This window comes from Hymenobacter rigui (assembly GCF_003944715.1).
GTDB classification, from domain to species: domain Bacteria; phylum Bacteroidota; class Bacteroidia; order Cytophagales; family Hymenobacteraceae; genus Hymenobacter; species Hymenobacter rigui.
This window is the reverse complement of the sequence record NZ_RWIT01000015.1, coordinates 24,716-48,103: the sequence shown is the minus strand read 5'-3', so window position 1 is coordinate 48,103 and position 23,388 is coordinate 24,716. Positions and strand designations below refer to the sequence as shown.

27 protein-coding genes are annotated in these 23,388 nt (G+C 60.9%); 24 read left to right on the top strand and 3 right to left on the bottom strand.

Going from position 1 to position 23,388, the window contains the following annotated elements; genetic code table 11:
- Positions 1-23: 23 nt before the first annotated feature.
- The 15 genes from EI291_RS18965 to EI291_RS18895 all read left to right on the top strand — a co-directional run bounded on the left by EI291_RS18965 (position 24) and on the right by EI291_RS18895 (position 12,713).
- On the top strand, positions 24-1,376 hold the full coding sequence (locus EI291_RS18965; RefSeq protein ID WP_125423805.1) for a hypothetical protein: 1,353 nt from the start codon (positions 24-26) through the stop codon (positions 1,374-1,376).
- Between the two features lie 36 nt (positions 1,377-1,412).
- Positions 1,413-1,691, top strand: coding sequence for a hypothetical protein (locus EI291_RS18960; RefSeq protein WP_125423802.1), 279 nt, complete (start codon positions 1,413-1,415; stop codon positions 1,689-1,691).
- Positions 1,679-2,080, top strand: a complete 402-nt coding sequence (locus tag EI291_RS18955; protein WP_125423799.1) for a hypothetical protein — start codon at positions 1,679-1,681, stop codon at positions 2,078-2,080. Before EI291_RS18960 ends, EI291_RS18955 begins: the two co-directional genes overlap by 13 nt.
- Before the next feature lie 105 nt (positions 2,081-2,185).
- Positions 2,186-2,848: a hypothetical protein gene (locus EI291_RS18950; protein ID WP_125423797.1), complete on the top strand. Its 663-nt coding sequence runs from the start codon at positions 2,186-2,188 to the stop codon at positions 2,846-2,848.
- Entirely contained in the window at positions 2,829-3,479 is a 651-nt protein-coding gene (locus tag EI291_RS18945) for a hypothetical protein (RefSeq protein WP_125423794.1), read from the top strand. Before EI291_RS18950 ends, EI291_RS18945 begins: the two co-directional genes overlap by 20 nt.
- Position 3,480: 1 nt before the next feature.
- Complete coding sequence (locus EI291_RS18940) at positions 3,481-5,364, top strand: hypothetical protein (protein ID WP_125423791.1); 1,884 nt, start codon at positions 3,481-3,483, stop codon at positions 5,362-5,364.
- Complete coding sequence (locus EI291_RS18935; protein ID WP_125423788.1) at positions 5,357-5,902, top strand: hypothetical protein; 546 nt, start codon at positions 5,357-5,359, stop codon at positions 5,900-5,902. Before EI291_RS18940 ends, EI291_RS18935 begins: the two co-directional genes overlap by 8 nt.
- A gap of 133 nt (positions 5,903-6,035) precedes the next feature.
- On the top strand, positions 6,036-7,400 hold the full coding sequence (locus EI291_RS18930) for a S49 family peptidase (protein ID WP_170172722.1): 1,365 nt from the start codon (positions 6,036-6,038) through the stop codon (positions 7,398-7,400).
- Positions 7,401-7,444: 44 nt separating this feature from the next.
- Complete coding sequence (locus EI291_RS18925; protein WP_125423782.1) at positions 7,445-8,404, top strand: hypothetical protein; 960 nt, start codon at positions 7,445-7,447, stop codon at positions 8,402-8,404.
- Between the two features lie 90 nt (positions 8,405-8,494).
- The gene (locus EI291_RS18920; protein WP_125423779.1) at positions 8,495-8,818 is read left to right on the top strand and encodes a hypothetical protein; all 324 of its coding nucleotides are present in this window, start codon (positions 8,495-8,497) and stop codon (positions 8,816-8,818) included.
- A 43-nt stretch (positions 8,819-8,861) separates the two neighbouring features.
- Positions 8,862-9,410 (top strand): hypothetical protein, encoded by a 549-nt coding sequence (locus tag EI291_RS18915; protein ID WP_125423776.1) that lies wholly within the window; start codon positions 8,862-8,864, stop codon positions 9,408-9,410.
- On the top strand, positions 9,410-9,637 hold the full coding sequence (locus EI291_RS18910; protein WP_125423773.1) for a hypothetical protein: 228 nt from the start codon (positions 9,410-9,412) through the stop codon (positions 9,635-9,637). The genes EI291_RS18915 and EI291_RS18910 overlap by 1 nt, the downstream gene beginning before the upstream one ends.
- Positions 9,638-9,741: 104 nt before the next feature.
- On the top strand, positions 9,742-10,401 hold the full coding sequence (locus tag EI291_RS18905) for a hypothetical protein (RefSeq protein WP_125423771.1): 660 nt from the start codon (positions 9,742-9,744) through the stop codon (positions 10,399-10,401).
- Positions 10,379-11,053, top strand: a complete 675-nt coding sequence (locus EI291_RS18900) for a hypothetical protein (RefSeq protein ID WP_125423769.1) — start codon at positions 10,379-10,381, stop codon at positions 11,051-11,053. The genes EI291_RS18905 and EI291_RS18900 overlap by 23 nt, the downstream gene beginning before the upstream one ends.
- Before the next feature lies 1 nt (position 11,054).
- Complete coding sequence (locus EI291_RS18895; RefSeq protein ID WP_125423766.1) at positions 11,055-12,713, top strand: hypothetical protein; 1,659 nt, start codon at positions 11,055-11,057, stop codon at positions 12,711-12,713.
- Between the two features lie 14 nt (positions 12,714-12,727).
- Here EI291_RS18895 and EI291_RS18890 read toward each other — a convergent pair whose 3' ends face one another.
- Positions 12,728-13,462, bottom strand: a complete 735-nt coding sequence (locus EI291_RS18890; RefSeq protein ID WP_240635605.1) for an outer membrane beta-barrel protein — start codon at positions 13,460-13,462, stop codon at positions 12,728-12,730.
- Between the two features lie 316 nt (positions 13,463-13,778).
- On the opposite strand from EI291_RS18890, the gene EI291_RS18885 reads away from it, so the two are divergent.
- From EI291_RS18885 to EI291_RS18860, 6 genes are read left to right on the top strand one after another with little or no spacing between them, the layout of a single operon-like run.
- Entirely contained in the window at positions 13,779-14,123 is a 345-nt protein-coding gene (locus EI291_RS18885) for a hypothetical protein (RefSeq protein WP_125423760.1), read from the top strand.
- Positions 14,123-15,532 carry a hypothetical protein gene (locus EI291_RS18880; protein ID WP_125423757.1) on the top strand — a complete coding sequence of 470 codons (1,410 nt, stop codon included), beginning with the start codon at positions 14,123-14,125 and terminating at the stop codon, positions 15,530-15,532. Before EI291_RS18885 ends, EI291_RS18880 begins: the two co-directional genes overlap by 1 nt.
- On the top strand, positions 15,510-16,526 hold the full coding sequence (locus tag EI291_RS18875; protein ID WP_125423754.1) for a DUF6712 family protein: 1,017 nt from the start codon (positions 15,510-15,512) through the stop codon (positions 16,524-16,526). Before EI291_RS18880 ends, EI291_RS18875 begins: the two co-directional genes overlap by 23 nt.
- Positions 16,526-17,050, top strand: coding sequence for a phage holin family protein (locus EI291_RS18870; RefSeq protein ID WP_170172721.1), 525 nt, complete (start codon positions 16,526-16,528; stop codon positions 17,048-17,050). Before EI291_RS18875 ends, EI291_RS18870 begins: the two co-directional genes overlap by 1 nt.
- Complete coding sequence (locus EI291_RS18865) at positions 17,047-17,505, top strand: lysozyme (RefSeq protein ID WP_125423748.1); 459 nt, start codon at positions 17,047-17,049, stop codon at positions 17,503-17,505. Before EI291_RS18870 ends, EI291_RS18865 begins: the two co-directional genes overlap by 4 nt.
- Positions 17,502-17,903, top strand: coding sequence for a hypothetical protein (locus tag EI291_RS18860; protein ID WP_125423746.1), 402 nt, complete (start codon positions 17,502-17,504; stop codon positions 17,901-17,903). The genes EI291_RS18865 and EI291_RS18860 overlap by 4 nt, the downstream gene beginning before the upstream one ends.
- 92 nt (positions 17,904-17,995) lie before the next feature.
- Here the strand turns inward: EI291_RS18860 and EI291_RS18855 are convergent, their stop codons facing one another.
- On the bottom strand, positions 17,996-19,033 hold the full coding sequence (locus EI291_RS18855; RefSeq protein ID WP_170172720.1) for a prenyltransferase/squalene oxidase repeat-containing protein: 1,038 nt from the start codon (positions 19,031-19,033) through the stop codon (positions 17,996-17,998).
- A 491-nt stretch (positions 19,034-19,524) separates the two neighbouring features.
- On the opposite strand from EI291_RS18855, the gene EI291_RS18845 reads away from it, so the two are divergent.
- Positions 19,525-20,472 carry a UbiA family prenyltransferase gene (locus EI291_RS18845; protein ID WP_125423737.1) on the top strand — a complete coding sequence of 316 codons (948 nt, stop codon included), beginning with the start codon at positions 19,525-19,527 and terminating at the stop codon, positions 20,470-20,472.
- A 72-nt stretch (positions 20,473-20,544) separates the two neighbouring features.
- Here EI291_RS18845 and EI291_RS18840 read toward each other — a convergent pair whose 3' ends face one another.
- Positions 20,545-21,699, bottom strand: a complete 1,155-nt coding sequence (locus tag EI291_RS18840; protein WP_125423735.1) for a glycosyltransferase family 4 protein — start codon at positions 21,697-21,699, stop codon at positions 20,545-20,547.
- 343 nt (positions 21,700-22,042) lie between these two features.
- On the opposite strand from EI291_RS18840, the gene EI291_RS18835 reads away from it, so the two are divergent.
- Both EI291_RS18835 and EI291_RS18830 read left to right on the top strand, forming a co-directional pair.
- Positions 22,043-22,846, top strand: coding sequence for a hypothetical protein (locus tag EI291_RS18835; RefSeq protein WP_125423732.1), 804 nt, complete (start codon positions 22,043-22,045; stop codon positions 22,844-22,846).
- The gene (locus EI291_RS18830) at positions 22,846-23,388 is read left to right on the top strand and encodes a hypothetical protein (protein WP_125423729.1); all 543 of its coding nucleotides are present in this window, start codon (positions 22,846-22,848) and stop codon (positions 23,386-23,388) included. The genes EI291_RS18835 and EI291_RS18830 overlap by 1 nt, the downstream gene beginning before the upstream one ends.

Genomic DNA, 23,388 nt, shown 5'->3' with positions numbered 1-23,388 from the left:
TCACCGTTCTCTCTCCTTTAGTCATGTCCGCTCACCCCCTTCACCTGCTCCCGCTCAGCCAGTGCCTGCTCCAGTGGCACCTGAAAGTAGACGACCTCTGGCACCGCACGGCCACTATCGAAGTCACGCGCACCATCACCCGGGGCACGCGCGCCGGCGTGACCGAGACGCTGCTGCGCCGCGGCTCCCGCGACGTGTGCGACGGGGCCAAGGCCACGGGCGAGGAGCTGCTCAAGCAGTACCGCCGCCGGGTGGAGAAGCTGCTCCAGCAGCCCTTGCTGCTGGGCCTGCTCGTGACCGACACGGGCGAGCTGACGCTGCCCAGCATCCTGGTGGATGCGCGCCAGCTCATGCAGAAGCGCAGCCTCACCGAGCGCACCATGCGCAACCACCTGGCGCAGCTGCTGGCCGTGGGCTTTATCAGCCGCAAGAAGTGGCACGGCCGCCAGCGGAGCTTCGAGCTGTGGATAAACCCCAGCTACGTGTGCAAAGCCCCGCAAAACGCCCCGGAAGTGGCCGTAGCACCCGTTTCTACTTGCACCAGCATCGCCGCCGCGTTATCCACAAACGGTACAAAATTTCCGGTTATTGAGCTTCTGGAAGATCATAAAGAGCAGAAATTAGAAATCGGGCAATGTGGAGAAAATGCCTCGGACGTCGTTTCTGAAAGACCTTTTCAGGAAGCGGAGGCCAGCAACCCGGCTGGACGCGCGGCCCAGGCGGCGAAACAAGGGCAGGGGCGGGGCGCGGCGGCCGCGGCCCCCGAAACCCCCACGCCGGTAGCGCCACCCACCCAGCCCGAACTACCAGCCAACTACGAGGCCTTCGTCATCGAAGCCTGGCTGCTGGCCAAGGCCCTGCTCTATCCCGAGCAGCGCTTCAACGCCTTCCAGGAGCAGCTGGCCCGACAGGCCATCCTGCGCGGGGTGTACCGCGGCTTCACCGACCAGCACTTTGATTTCGAGCGGTACCACAAGGGCGTACTGCGCCGCATCGAACTGGCCGAGAAGTACTTCACCCGCCACGCCGGCCGCTATTGGGCCCCCATGCCCTGGGCCGAGATGGTCACGGGCCGCGGCTACTTCGACTTCGAAAACGAGAAAGGCTTCAAGGGCACCCTCAAGTGGCTGGTGGCCGACCAGCGCGCCGAGCAGCTGGCCCGCGTTAACCGGGCCGTCGGCAAGGCCATCGGCGAGCTGAAGGTGCGCCGCAAGCTGGAGCTGGGGCAGAAAACCCCGCTGCGGGTGCCGCGCTGGATTGTGGAGGCCGAAAGCCGCCGCACCCTCTACCACCGGCACGTGGCCGCCCTGGAGCAGCTGGGCGGCACGCTGGCCCTGGACAAGTACCACAAGCTGGCCGAGCCGCTGCTACGCTAACGCTTTTCCTTCACCCATCCTTCTCTCATTTTTCCCATGACCCAGTCAGCAGCTCCCCTGAAAGTGCGCGCCCTGTTTAAGATGCGCGTGTATTTCACCCACGTTCAGCCCGGCACGGCCGGTCAGCTGGATATGTACAGTTTCGATACCTCCGGCCGCTACCAGGTCGCCGATCCGGCTGCCTACGGGCTGCGCCAGCTCAAGAAGCAGGCCGAGCAGATGGGCGCGCGCATCGCCCGGGCCATCATCTACGACAACCAGGCCTCGGGAAAGCCCGAGTACACCCGCCTGGAGAAGGGAGTGTGGTCGAGATGAGGCTGCTGGAGCTGCGCCAGTGCATCCGGCTCTCGGAGCTGGAGGCCTGCGCCCTGTGGGGCAGCCTGCGCCGGCATCTGCACCTGCTTGGGGAACAGGCGGCCCTGGCCCCGCTGGCGACCGGCACGGCCCTGACGCTACGGCCCCTGCTGACGCTGGCGGCCCGCACCGGACGGCTGGCCCAGGACCGCTGGCCGCTGCCGCCCCGGGGACGGCCGGTGCGCCCCCGGACCCTGCAGCTGGAGTTTGACGAGGTGCTGGCTCTGCTGCAGGCCCACCAGGCCGGGGAGCTGCGCCCGCTGCTGGCCGAGCAGCAGGCGGCCCTGCTCACGGCCGTGGGCAAAGTGCACCAGCAGGCGCAGAATCTATCCGCCCATTTCCGTGTCTGACAGCTACTGACCCGCCCGGGCAGGCTGCGCACTGCGCCCCAGCCGGGGTCCTTTGCGCAGCCTGCCTGGGCCGTTAGGTTTGACTTATTCTTAGACGATTGACCTATGAAAACCCTGGATTTCCCGGTAAAGCCCCACGTGCGCAAGTATCTGAACACGCACCTGGGCCACGAGGCCTACGTGCTCAGCAACACGGGCCGCTTTGGCCGCATGCTCTACCACCTGCTGCGCCGGCAGGTGAAGGGCAAGCTGCACCACGCCGGCTCGCGGGAGGACTGCACCCAGGTGCTGAGCCTGGACATGCGCAACTTCCCAGTGCACCAGTACGGGCTGAAGGAAATCACCGACTACACCATCTTCCAGTTCAACGACTTTGTGGATGAGGAGCTGCGCGAAGAGCTCTACGTCTGGATCCGCCGCCACGTCAACCGCCACACCACCATCAAGGAGGTCATCGTGGACTTTATGGCTGCCTACGACCTGCGCGAGGAGGACATCCAGTACGAGACGCTGCGCAAGGCCGTGCAGCGCAACTGCAACCTGCCGGAGCTGAAAAAAAGACGCCCGAAATCGGTAGGAAAAATGTCCCAAAAAACGGGCGAAATGTCCCGCAAAACGGCTGAATTGTCCCACAAAACGGACGGTTTGTCCCGCGAGGCCCAGCACCGCGCTGTGCGTCAGGAACTTACGGCGCGTCCCTCGGACCTGGTGCACCTGATTCGCCAGCAGCAGTATGACCCCCAGCAGTATGATGCTACCCTACGCTAACCTGCGCCAGGAGCCGGGCATCGAGAACCTGGGTGGGGTGGAGGCCCTCTGGTACACGCCGGCCAGCAACCTGCTGGCTTTCCCCCAGCGCGGCCCGCTCACGATTGCGCAGCTGCAGCTGCGGCCCGGGGCCGTCTGGTACCAGCTCGTGTCGGTGCGCGGCTCGGTGCGCTTCACCCAACCTGCCAAGGACTACGGCCGCCACGGTAGCGGCTTCAGCCCCAAGCTCACCGGCAGCCTGGCCCGGCACACGCCCGAGCTGGCCGCGGGCCTGGAGCACATGGAGGGTGGGCGCTACGTGGTGCTCTACCGCGACCTGAACGGGGAGGTGCAGCTGGTGGGCACGCCCGAGCATCCGCTGGAATGGCGCGATTCCTACAGCGCCGGCTCGGAAACCCAGCGCAACGGCTTCGACTGGACGCTCGCGGGCGAGGCCCTGCGCCGGGCCCGGCCCTACCTGGGCACCTGGGAGGTGGCCGAGTACGGGCAGCAGAGTGGGGTAGTGCTGCAGCCTGGTGCCGGCGGCACGGTGCAGCTGCGCACGGCGGGCGGGCGGCGGCTGGCCACGGTGCCAGCCGGCAAGACCCTGGTGCTCAAGAGTGGCTTTAAACTTTCTTACCAGATACTATAAAATGGCTGGCTCAACTACTTCACCCTTGCCGGAGGTGGCCATGACGCCGGCGGCCTTCCTGGCCAAATGGCGGCTGCGCTACAAGGACAACGACGACTTCCAGATAAAGGAGTCGGACCTGCGCGACCAGGCCGAGGACATGACCAAGACGTTTGTGGCCAAGGCCCAGCTCACGGTCAACTCCATCCGCGGCAACGCGCTGCTGCTGCCCACGCTCAGTGACCTGCTCACGGTGGAGGCGAACGTGCTGGCCGTGGGCCAGCCGGCCAGCGTGGCCAACGCCACCGATGCCGGCAGTGCGGCTGCCGGCGTGGAGGCCGGCGCGGCCTCGTTTCGCCTGATCAAGGACTCGGCCGGCCCGCTCTGGGCGTACGTGAACCCGCTGCCGCTGACCACGCAGCGCGTGCGCGCCAGCTGGGTGCGCACCGATGGCTCGGAGGCCGACAAGGTGGCCACCTATCCGGCGTTCCTCGAGGAGGACCACCCGTACCAGCCCGGGGACGTGTTTCAGTACACCTACCCGGATGGGGCCACGCTGCTGCACCAGGTGAATGACCCGGCCCCAACTACTTACCAAAACCCGCTGCCCACCGGGCAGACGGATGCCCACTATACCGTATTTGCCCCGCTGCCGGCCCCACCTTCGAATGGCTACGTGGCGGGCACGGCTTTGCAGGAAGTGCGCCAGAGCGGCGAATTTGCCACGCTGGCTGCCCAGGCCCGGCTTATCCGCCCGGGTGTGCCGGCTCAGCAGTTCAGCACCATTGACCAGGCCAACCTGCAGGCCGATTACGGCGATACGGTCGAGGCGCTCGGCACCAGTGTCGTATCAACCCTGCTCTTAAAAGGCGGGGTGACCTACGCCACCGGCGGGCGCATGGTGAACTGGAGCCTACTCACCGACAACGGCAACACGGTCATCACCTGCAAGGTTACCGGCAACAGCCCCGAGGGCCGCTACGGCGGAGGCTGGGTATCGGTCACGGGAGCCGGCTCCGACATCGTGGTGGAGAAGGCCCTCTACCCGGAATATGGCTATGCCGTCTACCAAAGCAACGGCCGGCTCACCCACTCGGGGCTGCTGCGCGGGGGAAGTCCCGACAATACCGTGGCCGTGCTCAACGGGTCCGCCAACTTCCGCCACGTCGCCGGTGCGGTTCGCCTGGGTGGATCACTCGGCTTTCAGCTAAGCGGCTCCGCTCAGGCGCTCATTAAAAGCGACGGCCCAATCGACCAGGGGTACAAGCGGGTGGTGGAGTGCGCCGGCAGCGCGAAGATTCGGCTGGAGGGCGGTAGCCTCTTCACCGGCGCAGCGGGCTTTGCCCTCTCGGAAATCGTGTACATGAGCGGCGGCGAAGTCACGTTGGCCAACGGCACCTACGACAATACAGCAGGCAATGCCACGGCCGCGTACCTGACCGGGGGCACGCTCATTGTCGACAACGCCACTGTTGTTCGCGCTATTGGCGGCACGGCCGGCACCGTCATCCTGCGTAACGGCAGCAAGTGCCTGGGTCCCATTTCCTCTGCGCTGGTGGTAGTCAATGAGCAGCCGGCTGGCGGTGGATCCGGCGTGACGGAGCTGCAGATTCGCTCCGACTCCACCACCCGCGTGTTCAGCCTGGATTTGACAGACAAGGTGAAACTGCTCACCGTATCGGCTCTGGGGGCCCGAAACGCGCAGGGGGCCGCCTTTCAGGTGAATAAGTATGCCGCCGGGGCGTGGCAGGGCGGCCTTGAACGCAGCGCCTTGGTGGATGTCCAGGCTGATTTGGACGCGCTGACGCCGGCCGACCGCACGGCCGGAGCCGAACTGCTGATCAAAACCATTCCTGTTACCAGCGCCAACACGGCGCGTCTGCTAGTGCAACTGCAACATGGCTAACCTACAACCCTGCGTGGCTACCCGGGCCGCATTCCGTGCCGCGGCCGGCAGCAGCGCCTTTCAGCCGGTGACCTGGATCAGCCGCAACAACACCACCGGCGATACCAGCGGCACCGTCACCGCTACCGGCAGTTTCGCCGCCGCAGTAGCTAACCGAAAAGTGGCGTTGCCGGCCACGGCTAAGCTGCGCTTCGGCCACAACACCATTTTCGACTATGGCGGCTGCGGCTGGTTCAACGACTACCCAGCCTTCAACACGCTTTGCTACGGCTTCTACCTGGATTCAGCCGCTACCTGGCAGGTATGGCTGAACGGCAGCGGCAGCGGCCTGCCGGGCGGGGCGTGGCTGGAGACGGATGTGCTGCAGGTGGAAATCTACCCGGATCGGGTCGTGTGGCTGGTGAACGGGGGCGAGGTGTACGCGCTGCCCACTGCTCCGGCGGAAGCCGAACTGTGGCCCGGCGCGGTACTCTACTACGCCCAGGCAGCCTTTACCAACGCGCAGATCAGCGGCGACGCGCTGCTGCCCTATGCGTAGATGATCTTTGCCTAATTCAGTGCCCCCTTCTCGGTTGAGGAGGGACTTTTTTATGTCCTTTTGGGCCGTGGTCAGCCGCGGCAGCTTTGCATCGATTCAACTGCCCGAACCGATGCGCGTTAACTCCTTATTGATGGCGGTCCTCAATGGCTTCTTCCTAATGGAAGCAAGTGCCATTCAGAACTATATGCCCCTGGCCGAGCAGATGCGCGAGGGCAGGTTCCGGGCGGCTGACTGGGTAGAGGGGGGCGTGGAAATCACGCCGCCGGCCAAATCCTACTTCGTCCTGACACCCCACGCGGCCGAGCTGGGCATCATGGGCTACGACGCGCTGGCCGACGTGCCAGCCGGCTCGGTGGCCGTGCACACCATTGAGGGCGTGATGATGGAGGCCGACACGTGCTGGAGCCTCGGTACCGCCTCCATTGGTCAGTTGATTCAGCAGGCCGACGCGCACGAGAACATCGTGGCCCACGTGGCTCGCTTCAACACGCCCGGCGGCTCCACCATGGGACTGGAAACCTTCGCCGGCATCATCGCCGGCACCCAGAAACCCTTCGTGAGCTGGGCCCAGCAGATGTGCTCGGCCGGCTACTGGAGTGGCTCGAGCGGCGACGCCATCGTGGTGGCCGGGCGCACGGCCATGGTGGGCAGCATCGGGACCATGGTCAGCTTCCGCGACTACTCCAAGGCCCTGGCCAAGGCGGGTGTGGAAGACCACGTGATTAACGCCACTGAGTCCACCAACAAGAATGCGGCCTTCGCCGAGGCCGTGAAGGGCAACTACAAGCCCATCCGAGAGCAGCTGCTGGATCCGCTCAACAACGTGTTTCTGAGCACCGTGCGGGCCAACCGGGCCGGTAAGCTCAATGCCAAGCAGGAAAAGGAACTGCTCTCGGGCATGGTCTACATCGGCGAGGCCAGCGTGGAAAACGGCCTGGCTGACCAGATGGGCTCCTTCGAGGATGCCGTGAGCCTGGCCCTGGAACTGGCCGGCCGCGCCGCCAAAAATGGGGGGAGCGCCCCTTCAACAGCCACCAATTCAACTTCAAATACCATGTTCGGAAAGAACAAATTCACGGCCCTGACCGCACTGGCGGGCCTGACCGGCACGGCCGTGACCACGCCGCTCGTGGAAGCGGCCAACGACCAGCTCGAAGAGGCCGGCATCACCGGCGTGGCCCTCGTGAGCGAGGCCGCCTACACGGAGCTGGTAGCCAAGGCCGGCCGCACCGACACGGCCGAGGCGGCCGTCGCCGCCGCCCAGAAGGAAGCCACCGATGCCAAAGCTGCCCAGAAGAAGGCCGAGGATGCCGTAGCCACCGCTGAAGCGCGTGCTGAGCAGGCCGAAGCCGATATGGAGCGCCTGGCCGAGCAGCCCGGAGCTACCGTGACTACCCCGCGCAAGTCGAAGGACAAGAACGACGTGGAGGAGCCCACCTCCGAGTCGGACGCGCAGAAGCTGGTCGAAAAGCTCCACGCCGAAATGCTCGGCTAGGCTTAGGCCCCACACCTGATTTTTCATCCTTTCAAGCCCGTATCATGGCTTTAGCAATTACCGCCGTCGTCGCGCAGTTTGGCGCTTACTACCTCAATCAGGGCCAGAACCTGCAGCGCCTGTATTCGCTGCTGCGCTCCCCCACGACCACGGAGAGCATGTTCACGCCCATCAATACCGACGACACGATGTGGCGGGCGGCCAAGACCATCTTCAGCCGCGTGGTGCAGCCCTTCCAGAAGGCCTTCACCCCGCTGGCCGGCGTGGAGTTCCAGCCCGTGGAAATCCGCCAGTTCCGCCTGAAGGTGGACGCGCAGGAGTACCCCGATGAGTTGGAGGACACCTGGCTGGCGTTCATGGACGGCCCGGAAATCGACCGCAAGGCCTGGCCCTTTGTGCGCTGGTACGTGGAAGTGTACTTGATTCCGCAGATCAAGCAGGACATCGAGTTCAACGAAATTTTTCAGGGCGTGTATCAGGCCCCCGTAGCCGGTACGCCGGGTGCCGCCGGCACCTCCATCAACGGGCTGAAAATGATCATCAACGGCCACGTGCAGGCCGGCCGCACCACGCCCATCGTGACGGGTGCGCTGGAGCTGACCAATCCCGAGGCCTTAGTGGAGCAGTTCGAGGCCTTCGCCGATGGTATCCACAAGGACTACTGGGACATTCCCATGATGCTGGGCTGCTCGCCCACGGTGGCCCGCCAGTTCCTGCGGGGCCAGGAGCGCAAGTACGGTAAGAACACCGGGGGTGGGGCGCTGGATTTGACCATCAACAAAACCAACATCAAGCTGCAGGGCCTGCCCTCGCACCGCAACACGGAGAAGATTTGGTGCACGCCGGTGGGCAACGCCATCATGCTGCGCCGCAAGGTCAAGAACCAGTCGGCCGTGCAGGTGGAGAACGTGGACCGTCTGCTCAAGTTCTTCACCGACTTCAGCATGGGCGTGGGCTTCATCCTGCCCGAAATCGTCTTCACCAACGACCAGGAGCTGACGTAGCGGGCCCGACGCCAAGCGCCGGCTTCCGGATGGGAGCCGGCGCTTGGCGCAGGTATTCTTTCAATCAACTGATTTCAAGCGTTTACGATCATGGCAGAGGCCAAAAAAGAAGAAACCCGTCAGCCCACCGTGGAGTCGCTGACGGCCGAGAATGTTCGCCTGCAGGGCGAGTTGGAGGTGGCTCAGGCCGTCATTGCCGGCCAGGCCGAGCAGCTGGCCAACGTGGAAGCGGCCCAGCAGCAGGGCGACGTGGTGGTAGTAAGCCACGAGAAGCAGCAGTACCGCGTGCTGGGCAAGAAGTTCGCCATCAAGGGCCAGGAAATCAAGGCCGAGGAGCTGGGCAAAAACAAGGAGGCCCTCAAGTTCCTGGTGGAGTCGAAAAGCGGCCTGCTTCAGCCCATCGTGAAGGCATAAGGCCCACACGTTCACTCATTTCATCACGACTAACGACTACTCCATGGATCTGTCGAAATTAGGTGCGCTGGAAGGCCCCAACGGGGAGGACAACACGCCCGGCCTGCTCGGCTACGTGCTGTTTGCCCCGGAGGCCTGGTTCACCACCATTGCCAAAGCGCCGAAGTACTCGGCGGCGCAGGCCAAAGCCGGCGACTCGGTCATTATCACCGAAAACCACACCTTCAAGACTGGCCTGGGCTGGCTGAAACTCTACATCACGCTGGACTCCAACCAGCTCAAGGCCGATATCGTGGGTGAGCGGGACGGCCGAGGCCTGAAGGTGAGCTTCGAGGGCTTTCACCCGGGCAACAAGCCCCAGAGCCTGGAATTCCTGAACCTGGTCAAAAACATCGGCGGCATTATGCTGGTGCCCGACGCCGATGGTACCTACATCCAGGTGGGTGCCGAAGGCCTGCCGGTGGAGTTAACGCCGAACTTCGATTCGGGCAAGCTCTCCAGTGGCCGTCGGGGCAGCATGGTGAAGGGCGAGGCGTATGCCACCGGCCTGCGCATCTACGCTGGCGACGTCATCGAGAAGCCGACAGTGTAATGGCCAAGCAATCCCTGAACCAGCAGCTGCTGCGGCCGGAAGTCGCCGAGAAGTTCACAGCCACCATAACGCCCTGTGTTATCCATCTCCAGCGCTTAGGCCGCAAAATTGACCTCACGCTGCTCACACTGGAGCAGGCCGAGGAGCTGGTTCAGGACCCCAAGTTCACCTACCTGGTGCGCAGGAAGTCAACGCGCAGGAAGGCCGCACCAGCGGTGAGCGAGTAACCCGAAGGTGAGAGATCGGGCAAGTGAGGGGAAAAGCCCTGGCCAGGTGGTCAGGGCTTTTTTGCGTCCTTTTTCACCGTGGCAGCGGGCGGCAGTTTTGGGCAATGAAACATGCCGAACTCCTCGCGTGGCTGGCTGCGCCGGCCGATTTTGCCCAAGGTGCGGCCCTGTACGCGCAGCTGGGCGGCAGTGCGGTGTACCAGCAGCTCTTCGCCTTAGGTGAGACAGGCTACAGTCGGAGGGTGCTGGTGGAGCAACTGCAGCTGCTGACCGGCCCGGTGCAGGAGCCGGCCCCGGAGCCGGTAGCTGACAACCGACAACTGCCAACTGACAATAGCCAACCGGGTACTGCGCCCGCGCCCGACGCCGGCGTGCTGACCGGCCTCCGGGCGCAGCTCAAGGCCGCCCGCGACGAGCGAAGTCAGCTGCATGCCCAGCTCACGGCCCCAGGCCTGCGCGTAACGGCCCGCTGCAAGCTGGCCCACCGCATCTGCGCCCTCACCGACCAGGTGCAGCAGCTGCTGGCCAGTGAGCAGCACGTGCTCACGCATGGCCGACTCCCGGGTACGGTGGCCACGGCCGACGTGACCGACGCCGGCGAGTTGCGCCGGCGTCTCGACAACCTCATCAGCCTGCGCAGCAAGGTGCGCCGCCGGCCCGAGCGCGCCGGGGAGCTATCGGCCCTGCAGGCTGAAATCGATTTGATCCGAACCAAACTCATGCCTACTAACATACTGCTCGATGTCAACGCAGCTGCTGCCTAAGGATCTGCCCGGGGCCCAGGATATTATCCTGCACAAAACCACGGCCGTGGAGCGTATCTACGCGGCCAGCATCGCCGAGGCCAATGGTGAGGAAGGCGCGCTGCAGCGGCTCTCGCCGGCTGATCAGCTGGTCAACCAGCAGATCGAGGCCGCCTACGCGCTGCTGAGCAATTACCACACCTTCGACCAGGCCTGGCCACTACTGGCCAAGCAGTTCGGCATCAGCCGGGCCACCTGCTACCGGCGGCTGGCCGATGCGCAAAACCTGATGGGCGACCTGAAGAAAGTGCGCAAGGAAGGCCGTAAGGCCATCCTGCTTGAGTTTGCCCGCAAGATTCTGCAGCTGGCCCTCACGCAGCGCCCGCCCGACATGCGGGCCGCATTGGCCGCCATGAGCTTCGAAGCCAAAGTGGCCGGCCTCATGCGCGCTGACTCGGGCCAGGAGGAGGCCGGTGGGGCCGGTGGGAGCAACACCAGCTACGTGATCAACCTTACCGTAGCCGGCTCCTCGAAAACGCGTACCCTCAACCTGATGGACCCCGACAGCATCCAGGAGGCCGATTACGAGCTGGTGCTCGACGCCGTGGAGCAGGGCGTGTTCGGGGCCGAGCAAATGGAGCAGATGCTGCTGGAAAGAAAGGAGGGCGCGTAGGATGGTGATCATTGACCAGGTTAAACTCAAGTTCAACCAGCCCCAGCTGCGCTACATCACCGCCAGGGGCAAGAAGGAGGGCGTGAGCATCTGGGGCCGCGGTACGGGCAAGTCCACCGTCATAGCCTGGGATATTCACGAAATCGTGCAGACGATGCCCCGCAGCTGCTGGGTCATCGTGGGCTCGACGTATAAGCAGGTGCTCACCCGCACCTTGCCCTCGACCATTGCCGGTCTGGAGGCCCTGGGCTACAAGCTGGACCGGGACTTTTACGTGGGCCGCCGGCCGGCGCCCTCCAAGATGTTCGACCGGCCCCTGCAGGGCCCGCTGAGCTACGACCACTTCATCATCTTCAAAAACGGCACCGGGTTTCACCTGGTGTCGCTCGATGCGGGTGGTTCGGCCTCTCGGGGTCTGAACGTGGACGGTTTTATCGGTGATGAGGCCCTGCTCTTCAATAAGGAGAAGCTCGACGCCGACTTGTCGGCCACCAACCGGGGCAACGGCCAGTATTTCGGCAAAAACCCAAAGCACCACGGCGTTTTCCTGTTTTCGTCGATGCCCTGGGGCGACCAGGGCCGCTGGCTGCTGGACAAGGCCAAATACTACGAAAACGACGGCATTGACCTGGTAGAGCGGCAGAATGAGTTGATTGCGGCCCAGGTGCGCTTTATCGACGCCGAAACCGACGAGGAGCGCCTGCACATCTGGCGGGAAGAGGTGGTCAAGCTCATGCTGGAGGTGCGCTACTTCCCGAGTGCGGCCCATAAGGGCACGTTCTACTCGGAGGCCAACGCCTTCGATAACATCCAGAACCTGGGCCTGCAGTACCTGCTCGACCAGCGCCGGTTCATGACCGACTTCACGTTCATGATTGAAATCATGAACCGGCGGCCCACTACGGTGGAGGGCGGGTTTTACCCCAAACTCGACCAGGCCCGCCACGTGGTAGAGGCCGATGCCGACGACTACATCCTGGGGCTGGAATACAACCTGAAGAAGCTCAGCAGCCCGGATTCACGCATGGACTCGGACTGCCGCAGCCACCTGCCCCTGGTGGGGGCCGTGGACTGGGGCGGCAAGATTTCGGTGCTCACGGTAGGGCAGAAGCACGAGGACGTGCGGGAGTACCGCATCCTGAAGGGCCTGTACGTTAAGCATCCCAAGCTGGTAAGTGACCTGGCAGGTGCCTTCTGCGACTACTACCAGCACCACCTGCGCAAGGAATTGATCTTCCTGGAGGATGCCGAGTGGGGTAACAACCGCAATCCCAACAGCCCCTGGACCCTGAATGAGACATTCATCAAGGTGCTCCAGTCACAAGGCTGGAGAGTGACCCGGGCCAGTCTGGGCCGCGTACCTGGGCATCCCACGCGCTACTTGGTGGCCATGGAGCTGCTGGAGGAGAAAGACCCGCGCCGCTACCGCCTGCGCTTCAACAAAGTCAACACCCGCGACGTGGTGCAGGCCATGCTGCTGGCCCCGGTGGGGCAGGACAGCAAGGGCAATATCGAGAAGGGCAAGAAGAGTGAGCGGAACAACAGCTTCCCCCAGGAGCACGCTACCCACTTCACCGATACGGTGGACCTGCACATACTCTACGTGGGTACTGAGGTGGTGATGAGTATGCCTGACCTGAGTGGCCTGCTGGTGGTGTAGAGCGCCCACTGCAGCTACTGCGCCCACGCTAAGGCCTTGGGTGCAGTAACTGCTGCCTCACGCGAAACAGCGCGCGTAGTTTGCCCAGTGGTTGCGGGTTTTAGGCAATAGCGCAGGGATACTTCCACGTTCGGATTGAGGCGAGCGTAATAGCCCATGTACATGGCATTCAGTCGGGCTTCGCTGGCTAGTTCCAGATGCGGCGTTACAGCATAGCGCAGGCCCAGCCCGAGGGTAAGGATGGAATTGAATGAATAGGAAGAGTTCTTAAAACGCTGCGTTTCCACCATCCGGCTATCGTATTGTGCGTAGGTGGAACGATTGCGGGTCATAAAAAGGGTTGGACCAAACAGGCCGTCAACCTGCACCCGTCGGGGCCGGGCCGAGAGTGTGTAGCGCAGTAGCATGGGGAGTAAAACGATGCGACTGCGCGTATCACCGCTAGAATAGCTCGTATCAGGCGCCTGGCCATACATGGTGTAGCTCAGATCAGTCGTGAGGTAGCTAGAGTGTCGTTTGTAGGTGGTGGCACTAAGCTGCAGCCCAAACCTGGGCAAGAGGGGGATGCCCACAATTACGGCGGGCCTGTAGACCAACCCACCAGCAAGAAGCTCATCCTCATTTCTGTCATAATAATACCCGCCATTAAGGCCGAGGCCAAAGTAATGGGATGGGAGTGCGGGAGAGGAACTCTGTGCCTGCGAAGCGAGAGGCGCCAGCAGCGCGGCGCTCAGTAGAAGTTTATACATCACGATTTACTTAAGTAGATAAAGCGTGAAGTATAGTGAAAATGTAGCTGACCGCAAGAAGCGTTAGCCGCAACCGGCTCACTGCGGGCACCACAGATATCACCGAGGCACCCCCCGGCAGCTGCCGGCAGGCTACAGTGCAAGCCGGGGCGTTCTGCTAGACTGGTGAGACTGAAATGCACTGAAATGGCCCAAAATCGGCCTTTGCAGCGCATGAGGGCAAAACGCTGTGAGATTGGGTTTTTGTGGGTTTTCGGGGCAATATGGGCGGTTTTGTGTCCTTTTTACCGGGGTAGGGGTGCGGCAGTTTTGCAGCATGGAAACCCCCGCAACCATTCGCCTAAAAGACGCGCTGGCCCTGCTCGAAAGCGGCACGCCGCTGCCGGTGCGCTGGGTCACGTGCGACCGGCGACGCAAGAGTGGCGGCGAGTTCCGCGAGCTGGCCGCCGCCCGCATTGGCTCGGCTGAGCCGAAGGCATTGCCGCCGCCGGTGCTCACCGGCAACGCCGAAACGGACGTGGCCACCGTGGCCCGGATTGCCCGCGACCCGGACCACTACGCCAACGCCACGCGCAACCTGCTCGATACCGCCACCGGCAACCTGGTCAAAGTGCACATCTACTTACTCGTGGCCGTGGCCGGCCGCAAAGTCATCCTCTAATGCAGCAGTTACTATTTAGCAGCGCCGGCAGCACCGCCTACTGGCGTGGCAGCGGGCCCCTGGCCGGCTCCGTCGTGCGTGGCCTGGGGTTTTCCGCCGCTGCCGGCAGTGCCGGCGGTAACTCGGCTACCCAGGACGGGGCCACGCCCTCCTCGCCCGTGGAGAAAGGTCAGAACGGCGACGTGGCCCTGTGGGGCGAGGCCAACGATTTCCCGCAGCAGGTGCTCAAGTCGCTGGAGTCGAATACGATTCTGCCCTCGGTGCTGGAGTGGAAAACCCGGGCCGTGTACGGCGGGGGCGTGGTCTACGGCCGCGTGACCGACTTCGACGGCAGCGGCAACGAAATCTTTAAGCGCGAGCGGCTGCCCGACGTGGAGGCCTTCTTCCGGCGCAGCAACATCCCGCGCTACGCCTACGAGGGCCTACAGAACCTGTTTACCTACGCGCAGAGCTACCCGGAGCTGATCCAGTCGCTGAACAAGCAGAAGATAACGACGCTCACGACGCAGGACACGGCCTTCTGCCGCTACTCCGTGCCAAAAGCGAATCAGCCGGTACCGGACTACGTGCACATCTCCGCCAACTGGCCCGACGCCAAGCCCGGGGATGAGTACACTACCTCGGTGCCGGTGCTCGACCCGTACTACGAGCCGGTGGAGGCGCTCAAAGCCGACACGCGGGGCTTCAAGTACATCTATCCGCTGGCGCTGCCGAGTCCGGGCAAGGCCCTCTACCAGCTGGCCAGTTGGAACAGTATCCGCCGCTCGGGCTGGCTGGACGTGGCGCAGGCCATTCCGGAGTTCAAGGCGGCCATGTTCAAAAACCAGCTCAGCATCAAGTACCTGATCGAAACCGATGAGCGGTACTGGAAGTGGAAATACCCCGACTGGGACACGAAAACCACCGAGCAGCGCCGGCAGATTATTGGCGACGAACTAAGCGACTTCGAAAAGACTATGACCGGGGCCCAGGGGGCCGGCAAGTCCATCCTGTCGGTTTCGGTGCAGGATCCGCGCACCGGTGAGAGCGTGTCAGCCTTCAAAGTGACGGCCATTGACGACAAGGTCAAGTCCGGCCTGCACATCGAGGACTCGCAGGAGGCCAGCAGCCACATCTACACGGCCCTGTCGGTGGATCCAACGCTGGTGGGCATTAGCCCGGGCAAGGGGATGGGGGCGGGTAGTGGCTCCGATAAGCGCATTGCCTTCAACAACTTCATCTCCACCCACCGCTTCCACCAGGATCTGATTCTGGAGCCGCTCTACCTGGTGCGCGACTACAACGGCTGGCCGGAGGGTCTGGAGTTCCGCTTCCTCAACCCGCTGGCCCAGACGGCCGACGTCTCGAAATCCAACACTTCAACTGCCACTGGCGGCCAATCCGATAATGCAGAGCCTGCTAACAACTAAAGACGAGCTGCGCCGCTACGTCTCCACCGATACCAGCTCCGTGCCCGAGCCGGTGCAGCGGGAGGCCGAGCGCCTGCGCGGTACGCTGCTACTGCCCCTGCTCGGGGCCCCGCTGCTCAGGTGGCTGGAGCAGCAGTATGTCGCCGGCACCACCGCCGGCGACGACACGCTGGCCGGCGAGCTGCTGGGGCTGGTGCAGGCCCCGCTGGCCCGGCTGAGCATGGCCGGCTCCCTGGACGAGTTGCAGGTGAGCATCGACGACACCGGCATTCACATCGTCAGCACCGAAACGCAGAAAACGGCCTTTCAGTGGCAGATTACGGGAGTGCGCAAGACGCTCACCCGTAAAGGCTACCTGGATCTGAACGTGCTGCTGCAATGGCTGGAGGATAACCGCACCAGCTCGCCCGAGTTGCAGGCCTGGGCCACCAGCGTCAGCCAGTACCGGCGGCTGCAGCTGTTGACCAGCGCCCCCGAGTTTTCGCGCTTTGAGAACATCCAGGACTCGTGGCCGGTGTTCGAGGCCCTCAAACCCATCATCACCAAGCAGGAGCTGTTCATCCTGGCGCCGCAGCTGGGCTACGAGTTCCTCGACGAGCTGCGCACCCAGGTGCGCACCCGCACGGTGTCGGCCGAGAACGAGCAGCTGCTGGAGCAATTCATCCGGCCGGCGCTGGCCAGCCTCACGCTGGCCCGGGCCGTGCCCGAATTGGGCCTGCGCCTGACCGGCGACGGCATTGAGCTGCTGGTGGCCCGCATCGATACGGATAATTCCAAGGAAGCCGACGCGGGCCTGGACGCGCTGCTCCAGGCCCGGGCCTTCGACGCCCAACGCTCGGCCGATATTCTGCTCGAGCGCATGCGCCAGTTCCTCAACCAGCGGGCCTCCGCTACCCGGTACGCTACCTATTTCACCTCAGGGCCTTACCGCCCGGCCACGGCGACGGTAGTGCCCCTGAATACGACCGACTCCCCGCTTTACCGATGCTTTTAATGCTGACTCTACTACTGCCGCCGGCGTTGGAAACAGCTGTCCGCTTCATTGAAAAATACGTGTTCAGCGACTGGAATGCCCTCATGTTTCTGATGGTGCTGTTCCTGCTCGATACGGGCCTGGGTATGCTGCGCAGCTTCCGCCAGGGACGGTTTCACTCCCGGGGCATGCGCCAGATGTTCACCAAGCTGCGCGACTACGGCGTGGGCCTGATTGTGGCCCACGTGCTCAGCTCCGTGCAGGTCGATGGCCAGCCGCTACCCGGGGCCACCTACTTCGCCCTGGGCTTCAAAGGGGCCATCTACTTCTTCATTCTCATCATCGAGACGAAGTCCATCGATGAGAACCTGCGCAACCTGGGTGGCCGCGGCCTACCGCTGCCCAAGTTTCTGCGCCGTGGCATGCAGGACTGGGAGGAAACCGGCCAGTTCCGCAGCAAGCTCCCGCCCGAGGAGCTGCCGCTGGCACCCGAATCCGCTTTACCAACGGCACCTGACCCAGGTGCCATAACCCCCGTTATATGAGCGTAAATATGAAAACCGACGCCGCCGGGCGTGCCTTCCTGACTAAGGAGGAAGGCGAAGTGCTGAAAACCTACAAGTGCGCCGCCGGCGTGCTGACCATCGGCGTGGGCCACACCGGGGCCGACGTCAAGCCTGGGCAGGTCATTACCCGCGACCAGAGCCAGGCCCTGCTCACCCGGGACTTACTACGCTTCGAAGCGGCGGTTAACAAGCTCGTGACGGTGCCACTGACGCAGAACCAGTTCAACGCGCTGGTATCATTTGCCTTCAATTTGGGGGAAGGAGCCCTGGCCAAGTCCAGCCTGCTGCGCTACCTCAACGCCACCGCCAACGGTGTGCGCGACCAAGCGGCGCTGAAGAATTACTTCCGCATCTGGCGCAACGTGAACGGCGTACCCAGCGCCGCCATCGAAGCCCGCCGCCTGCGCGAGTTTGCCTTGTTTGTGAAGCCATGAGGGGGCTGCGTTTCAAGGATTGGGCGTTGATTGCCCTGGTGCTGCTGATCTTCTACCTGGCGGCCGGCTGCACCACCACCCGGGAGTTGCCGCCGCTGGTGGCCGCGCCCACGCCCGAGCAGTTGCAGGCCCAGGCCCAGCTACCGCCGTACCTGGTGCCGCCGCCGCCGGCGGCCTCGCCCAAACAAGTGCAGCGGTGGACCGATGCCCAAACCCAGGCCCTGGCCAACGTCAACGCTCCGGCCGGCAAGGTGAAGCTCAAAAACGTGGGTAACCCGAAGACGACGAATACAATCCATGAGGGCATTACTGGACGCCAGCTCATAATAGGGATGGTGCTGCTTGGAGCCCTTGGGTTAGTTTGTTGGCTGAAACCGTGGCTTATACAAACGAGATAATAAAGCAGTATAAGGATGGTAGGCTCCTCGCTTCCGAGCTTGGTTCGTTCACGCCACGCGTCTTGGTTTAGTGCTGCTAGAAAAGAAGAAGCTTATGAAATCAATTTGCGATAACGCGCCAAAGCTTCAAGACAAAAGCCAGTTGTCATTTCCTCTGATCCCCAACCTAATATTCGTTTAGGACCCCCATAGTAGAGTAGCCATCGGGCCCAACTACCGTGCTCTGCCTGCGCCTGAAGGATATAACGTACCGCTGCTTCTATCTCAGGTGGGTTACTATGTAGATTCAGTAGGCTACACACGGCCCAAGCGGTGTCTGCTAGTGTTTCGCCCAAGCGGCCATCAGGTTTGGCCTGGGCAAGAATACGGGAAATGATAGGGGCCCGCAGGGGTTCCAGCTTTGTAATACCAGCGTAGTAATTGCGGGTGAAGAAGTAATAGACAAAGAATGAATCCCGATACCACAAATCGCAATCATGCTCCTTATTTTCAGCAATAATGCGGAGTATGTATTCTATGACAGGCTGTGTATCAGGAATGTCTCCTAAGTAATACAAGGCATTGGCATTTACAACGCCGTCAACATCGTTGCGGCTGGCTTCCACCCCATACCAGAACAGAAGACTCTGTATCGGCCGCAGCAGTTCAGGTAAGGTGACTCGCCAGAACGTACGATTCTTTACCCATCGAAAGCGCAATAAAAACCACGAGTAAAACAAGCCTTCATCATTGCGGTTGGCCAATATGAGCGGAATGTTAGTAGGTACGGGGCAGGCAATGCCCCGTGCCCGCAGCAAGGCTGATACGCAGGACGTGTCGTCGATATCAAGCGGGCATAAGTGGCGGAAACGGTGGTAGTTGGTGAAATGATTCCACAATCCGCCATAGTTCATCTGATCGCGAAGGAACTTAGTAGCCTGCGTTAGAATCTGGTCGGCCAGCGGTTCTTCTTGGATATGCAAGAGGCTATGGCCAATGAGTGCGGTGGGAAATACGGCACTATCAGAATAGATCCAACCGGCCATTGGCGGTTCAAGCGCGCAGTGAGAGATAAATTCTCCACTGGGAAACTGATGCTGCTGCAGAAAAAGCAAGGCATGGGCAACAGCTTGATCTAGGCGAGTGGACAAGGAGGTAGTCGACAATTCGTCTATAGAGTGCATTGCCTAGAAGGAAACAAACCGGGGAACAATAAGGCGGAGAAGGCCCATTTGAGAGGCGCCCTCCGTGTCCTAAAGGTAAAGAGGAGGAGCCGGAGATTAAGAAGCCATCTTTTCGTGTTGGTGAAGTAGTCACCTAGACAGTAGCATATTTAGATTTCTATAAACCACCTGCAAGTAGGTAGTGTGCAATATAGCACCTTATGACGGCCTGCTGGTAACGAGCTCTCTTCACTACTTAACGGCTGCGCTGCAGTGTAGTGATTAGGTGTGAAGTAAATAAATTCTTATATTTATGCAAAATAATCATTTCATACATATGAGCTGGCGCACAAGATACATTGTGTTGCGAGAGCTCTATTACCATACTATAAGTGCAGACTGCTCGTAATCAGCCGCTAGGCGGACAGCTAGCTGGCATAGCCCGAGTACAAGATTGGTGGAGTTGTAAATTTTCTCCTGTGCTGGCTACTTTTTACGCTTCGGGGTGTGTGGTGAATGCCCAGATGTGGCCGTTACTGCCCAAGTTATTGCTCTTACTCGTAGGCCTAGCAGTGGGAGCTACCTACGTGAGTGCTATTAATGATTGGACAGATCGAGCCGATGATTTTGCCGGCGGAAAGTCTAACCTATTATCGAGCAAGTCGGGCGCGTTTGTGGCGCTCTTAATTGCGGGTTGTGTATGTGTAGGTTTAGGTATTGGTCTGTTTTTAATGCAGGCAAGCTGGGTAAGTGCCTTGTTGTATTTAGGGTCATGGATTGCTTTTTCTTGTTACTCCTGGCCGCCTATTCGCCTTAAAAATCGGGGCTTGATGGGGGTAATAGCTGACGCGGCAGGTTCTCATTTTTTTCCGCAACTGCTGGTAGTTTCAGTGGTTGCTGCTTGGTCAGGCCACGCGGTGCCTGGTATATGGTACGGGACTGTAGGGGGATGGGCCTTGGCCTGCGGGCTGCGTAATATTCTGCTGCACCAGCTAGGCGATATTAAAGCCGACGAGGCCGCGGGTGTCAACACCTGGGTTCGAAAAAAAGGGGCTTATTTTATTCAGCAGCTCGGTCGTTTTGGCATTTTTCCAGTGGAGGTTGGCGCATTTAGCCTGCTTCTACTACTGAGTCAACAACTCTGGCCTGTAATTTTTTTAGTCCTATACGTGGCCTTAGAAGGATTCAAATGGCGCATTTGGGGAGCACCCGCGGTTATTACTCCGGGCAAGCGTATGTTGCTGACTGATTATTACGAGGTTTTTTACCCGTTGAGTTTTGTCCTAGCACTCAGCGTGCAGCATGCAGTTGATGGCTGGTTGCTTGGCCTGCACCTGCTGTTATTCGGATTGCGCTGCTGGCAAACAATCAGACAGTTGATCTGGGCTGGGACTTTGATAGTGCGTAAAGGGTTGTCCCACAAATAGTATGTGTGAGCGAACAATGTGCTATTGGCTACGGAACTTCTACGCAAGCTGTAGGGCGGAACTTGCCAGTAATTAGTTTTTAGCCAACGCCAAGAGTTTAAGCGCAAACTGTTCCGCCGAGTCAACTGGCACGACTGCGCGGGCTTGAGCCGCTGCTTTGATGCCAAACTGCGGCCAGTGAACGCGCTTTCGCCACGCTCTTTCTAGTGCCTCGTCTAGGGCTTGAATAGTAGGTGCTGCAGCTAGGAACCCAGTTTCATTGTCGGTGAACAGTTCGGCTATGCCACCCGCATTGGCGGCAATGGCTGGCCTTCCCGATAGCATGGCTTCTACTAGCGCTAACGGCAAACCCTCATGACGTGATGGAAGTATCAAGGCATGATGCGTACGCCATATTTGTGACACATCTACCACATGACCTCCGATGCTTACTTGCCCGTGCAAATCCAAAAAATCGATCATTTCTCGAATGGCTACTTCATCAGGGCCAGTCCCGAAGAGGGTAAGGTGTAAGGAACGCTGCCTCCATTTACTCATACTCAGCACCTGTAACAGCAAATCCTGACCCTTATCAGCTAAATGGAGTCGGGCGACACAGGCTAAACGAAGCAAGCCATCTGCTTCAGGTGTTGGCCAAGGTAATTCGCCAGTAAATTCTACATTGTAGGGATTCCATACTACCTCGGCGCTAGGCAAGGGCATAGCAAGTTGTAACTGCGTTAATTCTAGGTTATGCCGCGACACAAAATAACAGCGACGTGCGGTCTGGAATACTTGCTGCACATGTGGTCGTGCTTGAGGCGATGGAAGAAAAAAATCAATAGCTTTTTGTGACAGTAATACATAAGCCAACCCTTTTCGTCTGCACACCTCCGCAAAGATAAATCCATCGTAGTTTGAGCCTTGGGAGATTATTGTTAAGTGCGGTTGGAAGGCATCTAGGCCATAGTGCAAAATTCGTTGACTGACTGTGCGCCAAGTAAATTGTTGACGATACGGAAGTAGGCGATTAATAAGGCGCTTACGTAACGAAATTGAGGGAGCAAGGTCGGTTACGAGACAGCCTGCTTTGTATAAGGAAATAAACCGTGGGTGTGCGGGATTAACGTAGGTCTTAAAGGCGCGGACATTGTGGCCAGCTTGGATCAAGTGCAAGGCTGTGCTTACCCAAAGTTCTTCGCTACCTCCCCATTCTCCGCTACAGGAACTGACAAAAGCAATGCGCATTGGTTCAGCCAAGCCGGGGAACTCATGATAAGGCAATACTACGGCATTTAAAGGAAATGAAAAGAAAAGGAGACAACGCAACTATGGCTATATACCGTGCTCTATAGGAATGCGTTGCCAAAATTACTGTTGATATTTCTAACTTTTTACATAATAAATATAATTTTTTATTGTTAGAAATAATATAGTGGCGGCTAGCAACATGCGCCCCTGCATGCTTCATCATGCCCAGTTGCTAATGGCTGCATTTCTTAAAGTTCACAATTAGCGTGACTTTATCCGAGCCAATAGGTGGATTTTTTGTGTCCTTTTCAACCGAGGTCGGCCGCGGCAGTTTTGCTGCATGGAACGACTCGAAATCTGGGGTAGGCACTACGCGCCGGCCAGTACCTGGGATGAACTTACCCGCGCCCAGTTCGCCGGCATTATCGAGGTACTCTACGGCCCGGAGCAGTTCTGGCCCGCTAGGCTGCGGCTGCTGAGCATCGTGAGCGGGGCCCCGCTGGAGCATTTCCTCGAGCTGCCGAAGTTTCAGGTGGAGCAGCTCTACTCGCTCACCGACTTCATTTTCTCCAAGGAGCACTACCTGACCCGGCAGCTGGTGCCGGAGCTGCGGGTGCCGGCGCCCAAGCCGCTACGCATGCTGGGCCCGGGCGACTCGCTGCAGGGCGTGCTCTTTGGCGAGTTCATCTTCGCCGATACCTACTTCTGCCAGTACGCCATGCGCAAGTCGGCCGTGGCCTTCGACCACTTCCTGGCCGCCCTGTACCGGCCGCTGCGCGCGGGCAAGCCCATCGGCCCCGGCCACCCGGAATGGACGGGTGACGCGCGGGAGCGGTTCAACGAGCACAACGTGGGCTACTATGCTGGCTTCATGCACCAAGTACCGGACGTGGACCGGCTCAGCATCCTGACCTGGTACCGCGGCTGCCGGCAGCAACTGGCGGTGGAGTTCCCGCAGGTGTTCGACGTGGCCACCGAGGCAGCCTCCGGTAGCCGGCAGCAGTCGGCCGACTGGGGCCGGGTACTGCGCCTGCTTTCAGGCGGGGCCTTCGGGCCGCTGGAGCAGACCGCCGGCCAGCACCTGCGCACTATCCTCTCCGAAATGAATGACCGGGCCAAGGCGGCCCGTCAAACCAAACGCTGATGCTACGACACTCCCAATACGTTGCGGTTTTCCGCGACCTGGCCACGCGCCACCAGCTCATACAGCACTCGCCCGCGCAGCCGCGCTTTGCCCGGGTGGTGGTCAGCATTGACCCGCTGCAGCGGCAGGTGGATCTGGCTGAAATGGCCGAAAAGCACCTGGGCCGCCATTACAAGGAGGGGGCCACCACGCAAACGCTCATCGTGGAAAGCTGCCATACGCAGTACCTGGAGAACGGCGGTGACAACCGGCAGCGCCGCCGCTCTGGGGCCTTCTACGTGCTGCAAAAGCTGCCCAAGGGCTTCACTCAGGACGAGGTGGAGCTGGCCATCGACGCCACCGAGCAGACCGGTGAGCAGATCCTGGGCGCGTTGCTGCACGGCCTGCAGGGCCAGGTCAAGGTGCGCCTGGACGAGAAGAGCATCACCAGCGACACCATCGGCCCGGTGGGCGACGGCACCTGGTACGGCACCCGCTGGGACTTCGACTTTACCACGCCGGCCACCGCCGCGCTGGCTTACAACCCCTCTGTTTTCAACTAA